Source organism: Plesiomonas sp., assembly GCF_051650925.1.
Classification (GTDB): domain Bacteria; phylum Pseudomonadota; class Gammaproteobacteria; order Enterobacterales; family CAMTGL01; genus Plesiomonas.
Genome location: NZ_JBOFRH010000195.1, coordinates 1 through 5,800, shown reverse-complemented (window position 1 = coordinate 5,800; position 5,800 = coordinate 1). Strand labels below are relative to the sequence as shown.

The window sequence follows — 5,800 nt, the reverse complement described above, 5'->3', positions numbered from 1 at the left end:
AAACCGAACAGCAAGCGCTGGAAGCGGCACTGCAGTTGCCAGCCGGAAATCCGCTAAATTTACGTGATGATGCCACCCCAGAGCGCTACCTAAAAGCACTGGATATGCTTCTTTCCAGCCCCCAGTGTGACGGGATCTTGCTGTTATATGCACCCAGTGCTATTGCACCTGTTACCCATACAGCCGAGCAGATCACCCAACTGCTGCAACAACACCCACAAGGGCGGCACAAAGATATCCTCACCACATGGTCAGGAGAGCAAATCTCACAGCGCGCGCGCCAGCATTTTACCGAACACGGAATTCCCACCTACCGGACCATTGAAGGCGCTATCGCCGCATTTATGCACCGCGTCTCTTACCGGCGTAACCAAAAACAGTTAATGGAAACCCCCATATCTCTGGCCGGTTTACCGATAGATACCACTCTTGCCCATCAGTTATTACACAACGCACTAGAACAACAGCACTATCAGCTAGACACCTATCAGGCACAGCCTATTTTACACGCTTACAACCTGCATACCCTTAACACACTGATTGCCGCAGACAGTGCTGAAGCCGTACATATTGCAGAACAGATCGGCTATCCGGTGGCCGTAAAATTACGATCGGCTGATATTGCGCATAAATCTGATGTGCAGGGCGTCATGCTTAATCTGCGCAACGCCCATGAAGTTCAGCAAGCCGCAGATGCCATTATCGAACGCTGTCAGCAGCACTTTCCGGCTGCCAGCCTGCTTGGTTTAGCGATACAACCGATGGCACCGCGTACCGGATCGCAAGAGCTGCGCGTCAAAGTCATTCAAGATGCCGTGTTCGGTGCGGTGATTTTACTCGGAGAAGGCGGCTCAGAATGGCATATGGAGCACGATGCGGTTGCCGCACTGCCACCTTTAAACATGACACTCGCCCGCTATCTGATTGTCAGCGCACTGAAAAGTGGAAAAATCCGCAACCGTAGCCAACTTGATATTCACGCACTCAGCCGCCTGCTGGTACAGGTCTCTTACCTGATCCTCGACTGCGCTGAAATTGAAACACTCGATATCCACCCGTTACTTGCAACCGGCAGCGATATGACCCTACTCGATGTCACTCTGCAACTGACCGCCCGTCAGCGCGATCCTTATACCCGCTTAGCGATCCGCCCATACCCTAAAGAGCTCGAAGAGATCACTCACCTACGCGATGGATCGCTCTGCATGTTACGTCCGATCTTGCCCGAAGATGAACCGCTGCACCGTGCATTTATCAACCAGGTGACCCGAGAAGATCTCTACCGCCGCTACTTCAGTGAAATTGGTGAGTTCAGCCATGAAGATCTAGCACACATGACACAAATAGATTACGACCGAGAAATGGCCTTTGTTGCCGTTCGGCATACCGGCGATACCGCTGAAATTATTGGTGTCGCCCGCGCATTGGCTGATCCAGATAACCTTGATACTGAATTTGCTCTACTGGTACGATCCGATCTCAAAGGGCTGGGGCTTGGGCGCATGTTACTCACCAAACTGGTGAGCTATGCCCGCAGTACAGGAGTCAAACAGCTTTCAGGAATAACCATGCCCACCAACCGCGGCATGATCACCCTTGCGCAAAAGCTCGGCTTTAGTATCGATATGCAACTTGAAGAGGGCATTGTCAGCTTACTGCTACCCATTGACGAAAATACAGGTAAGAACACCCACTAGATCACCCAAGGTTCTCCATGTTTGGCAATTACCAATCAATCCCTTTGCGTGCTTTTAGTCCTGCATTAAAAGCATGCTTTACTGGGCGCATCTCCGTCACTGTATCTGCCATTTCAAGTAAGGTACGGTGGCAGCCGCGTCCGGTAATAATTACCGTTTGTTCTGTCGGGCGCTGTGCTATCGCCTGAACCACCTCATCGAGCGGCAGATAATCATACTGCACCATATAAGTCAGTTCATCGAGTACCACTAAATCCAACGTCGGATCAGCCAACATCCGCAGCGCATGCAACCAAGTCGCTTGTGCTGCCGCCATATCCAGCGCTTTGTTTTGTGTCTCCCACGTAAAACCGGTCGCCATCACCTGAAACTCAACCCCAAGTGGTGACAGCAAATTAAGCTCACCGTTATCCCAATTCCCTTTAATAAACTGCACAACCGCCGCTTTTTGCCCATGCCCGACTGCGCGCGCTACCGTCCCCATTGCCGCGGTACTTTTTCCTTTCCCGTTACCCGTTAAGACCAGTAATAATCCGCGCTCTTCCTGTGCATTAGCAATTTTCGCATCGACCTTCTCTTTCAGCCGTTGCTGCCGTTCCTGATGACGATCTGCCACTGTCATTTGCTCCATAATGAATTACCTTCTGCAACACACTTTGCCATTTTATTCGCGCAACACAACCAAATTCCGGTAAGCTAAACTGTTTTTACTCTTTTTGAATGGAATAACAGCCCGTATGAACAAAACACTGCATCCAGCCTTTACCCTTATGGTTCAGGGAACCACCTCTGATGCCGGTAAAAGCGCCTTTGTCACCGGATTGTGTCGCGTTCTACAACGGCGCGGATTTGCTGTAGCCCCATTCAAATCACAAAACATGGCATTGAACAGCGCCGTCAGCAAAGAAGGGGGCGAAATTGGCCGAGCACAAGCAGTGCAAGCACAAGCCTGCAATATTGAACCCTCTATTCACATGAACCCGGTACTGCTCAAACCCAACACCGATATTGGCGCACAAGTCATTGTGCAGGGCAAAGTATTTGCCAATATGGATGCCATGGTTTATCACCACCACAAACCAGAGTTACTCGGTAAAGTTTTGGAATCATTCCATATCCTCACCAACCAATACGATGCAGTAATCATTGAAGGCGCTGGCAGCCCCGCAGAGATTAATCTGCGTGATCGGGATATTGCCAATATGGGGTTTGCTGAAGAGGCCGATGTCCCGGTCATTATTATTGCCGATATCGACAAAGGCGGTGTCTTTGCCCACCTGTACGGCACACTGGCACTGCTGTCTGAAAGTGAACAACAGCGGGTCAAAGGTTTTATCATTAACCGCTTTCGCGGAGATATCACCCTGCTGCATAGCGGGCTTGACTGGTTAGAACAAAAAACCGGTAAAAAAGTATTTGGTGTACTTCCCTATCTGCACAACCTGCACTTAGAAGCAGAAGATGCCATCAATGCACAACAAAACACCAACGAAACCACACAGCTCAATATTGTTATCCCCGTGCTCACCCGCACCAGTAACCACAACGATTTTGATGCCCTGCGGGCACACCCGCAAGTTAATGTACAGTTTGTCGCCCAAGGCCAGCCTTGGCCTGCCGCCGATCTCGTCATTCTACCGGGAACAAAATCAGTGCGCGATGACCTGACCTTTTTGCAACAAAATGGCTGGGATAAAGCCCTTGAAAAACACTTACGGTACGGGGGAAAAGTACTCGGGATCTGTGGCGGTTATCAAATGCTCGGTGAATGGATCCATGATCCTAAAGGTCTTGAAGGCCACGCAGGAAGCAGCAAAGGTCTTGGCCTGCTCCCCGTTAGCACCACATTAGAAACGGAAAAGCAGCTAAAAACCGTACAAGGTACGCTCCATTTACCACAGCAAAACCCTTGTCCGATCACAGGATATGAAATTCATCTGGGTAAAACTGAACATCCAACAAATCATTCTGTCATACACAATGACAATGGTCAGCAAGATGGTTGTATCAGCCAAGACCAACAGATTATCGGCACTTACTGGCACGGTCTATTTGATCATCCAGAAGCCTGCCAACACTGGCTACAATGGGCCGGCTTACATAATGCAGCAACCGTTGATATCTTTGCTTTACATGAAGTTGCGATTAACCGCATTGCCGATGCCATAGAAGAACATATCGATCTCGATGCGTTACTGATCCCTGCACGCCCGCATTAATCATGTAAAAGCGGAAATTATGTTCAAAACATGGTATTTTTAACGGTTCAACGTATTGCTTCGATACCGTGATTATTTAACCAATACATTTTGATGAACTGAGTATTCTTGTGATGCTGTCAAAACTAAAACGCAACAAAAATCAGCAACACCTTGAGCTACTGCCCTGCTTTCCACTACAGGCAGACAGTGTAAACACTCTGTTTAAAACAGATGATTTTCGTACGCGTCTGCTCGATCTTATCGGGCTCGCCAAACAACGTATTTATATCGCGGCCCTGTATCTAGAAAATGATGAGGGCGGTCAGGAAATTTTACACGCACTCTACAGCGCCAAAGCCACAACACCACACTTAGATATCCGAATCTTTGTTGACTGGCATCGCGCCCAGCGCGGGCGTATTGGTGAAAGCGCCTTATCAACCAATGCACAATGGTATACAGATCAGGCTGGGGCACATCCAGACAGTGAAATCCCCATTTATGGCGTTCCGGTGAATACCCGTGAAGCCTTAGGTGTATTGCACCTCAAAGGCTTTGTGATTGATGACACCGTGCTCTACAGCGGAGCCAGCCTGAATAATGTTTATCTGCATAAACAAGATAAATACCGCTACGACCGTTATCATCAAATTCACCACCCAGACCTTGCCAATAGCATGGTCAAATTTATGCAAGACTCACTGATGAATGCCGGTGCGGTACAACGCCTTGATCGCAATGACAAACCGACGACACAAGAGATCAAAGTTGCCATCAAGCAACTGCGCCATGCTCTCAAAACCGCTACCTACGAAACATACGGCACCTGTAATAACAACGAATGTCTCAGCATTCGCCCGTTGTGTGGGTTGGGAAAACGTAGTCAACTTAATGAAGCGATTCAAGACCTATTAGCGTCAACAGAAGAACAACTGACCATCTGTACCCCTTACTTCAATCTGCCCGCTCCGTTGGTAAAAATTATTCATCGGTTATTACAACTGGGCAAGCGTGTTGAAATTATTATCGGGGATAAAACGGCTAACGATTTTTATCTCTCACCGGAAGAGAAATTCCGAGTGATAGGCGCACTGCCCTATTTATATGAGATAAACCTGCGTCGTTTTATGAGCCGTCTGCAGCGTTTTATTTTAAATGATCAACTCACGATCCGGCTTTGGAAAGATCAAGACAACACCTATCACCTGAAAGGCGTTTGGGTTGATAACCGTTGGCAGTTGCTCACTGGCAACAATTTAAACCCAAGAGCATGGGGATTAGATTTAGAAAACGCACTCTTAATTCATGATCCACAAGCTGAATTACAGACACAGCGTCATACCGAATTGCAGCATATCCGTGAACACACAACACATATCACGCACTATCAGCAGTTACAAACACTCAGTGATTACCCAGAACCGGTCAAAAAACTGATCCGCCGCTTAAGCCGCATGCGTATTGACCGACTCATCAATAAAATTCTGTAACCCCTGTCATACCATTCTGCTGATATTAACTAACCCCGTCTTTACGGGGTTTTTTTATGCGATAAAAACAGAGCCTTAAAAAACGCGCTTGTGGGATACACAAAAAAACCGCCAATACCCCATCAAAAGGCTGCATCGCTCGATGACTGCATAGCAAATTACTTCCTGATAATTCAGTAATCGCGTGAAACTCAGCAAATCGCTCACTTCTCTCTATTCTTTACTCAAGACTCAGCCAAGCTTATGTTCCCTGCCAAATTCAGCTCAACATAACCAAAATCCCAAACGCAAAAAGCCCATCCTTTCGGATGGGCTTTCTACTTATTTGATGCCTGGCAGTTCCCTACTCTCGCATGGGGAGACCCCACACTACCATCGGCGCTACGGCGTTTCACTGCTGAGTTCGGCATGG

The 5,800-nt window shown here is 48.2% G+C and carries 4 protein-coding genes and 1 rRNA gene; 3 read left to right on the top strand and 2 right to left on the bottom strand.

Features of this window, described 5'->3' with window-relative positions; genetic code table 11:
* Window positions 1–1,697: GNAT family N-acetyltransferase (locus tag ACRC27_RS04770; protein ID WP_438639308.1), on the top strand; the 1,697-nt coding region annotated here is incomplete at its 5' end.
* A gap of 28 nt (window positions 1,698–1,725) precedes the next feature.
* Here the strand turns inward: ACRC27_RS04770 and cobO are convergent.
* A complete protein-coding gene (gene cobO, locus ACRC27_RS04765; RefSeq protein ID WP_438622451.1) occupies window positions 1,726–2,319 on the bottom strand; it encodes a cob(I)yrinic acid a,c-diamide adenosyltransferase in 594 nt (197 codons plus the stop codon).
* Window positions 2,320–2,434: 115 nt separating this feature from the next.
* Here cobO and ACRC27_RS04760 point away from each other — a divergent pair, with 115 nt between their 5' ends.
* Both ACRC27_RS04760 and pssA read left to right on the top strand, forming a co-directional pair.
* Window positions 2,435–3,916, top strand: a complete 1,482-nt coding sequence (locus ACRC27_RS04760) for a cobyric acid synthase (RefSeq protein ID WP_438639307.1) — start codon at window positions 2,435–2,437, stop codon at window positions 3,914–3,916.
* Between the two features lie 113 nt (window positions 3,917–4,029).
* On the top strand, window positions 4,030–5,388 hold the full coding sequence (gene pssA, locus ACRC27_RS04755; protein ID WP_438639309.1) for a CDP-diacylglycerol--serine O-phosphatidyltransferase: 1,359 nt from the start codon (window positions 4,030–4,032) through the stop codon (window positions 5,386–5,388).
* 330 nt (window positions 5,389–5,718) lie between these two features.
* Here the strand turns inward: pssA and rrf are convergent.
* Window positions 5,719–5,800, bottom strand: a 5S ribosomal RNA gene (gene rrf, locus ACRC27_RS04750); the annotation flags it as partial.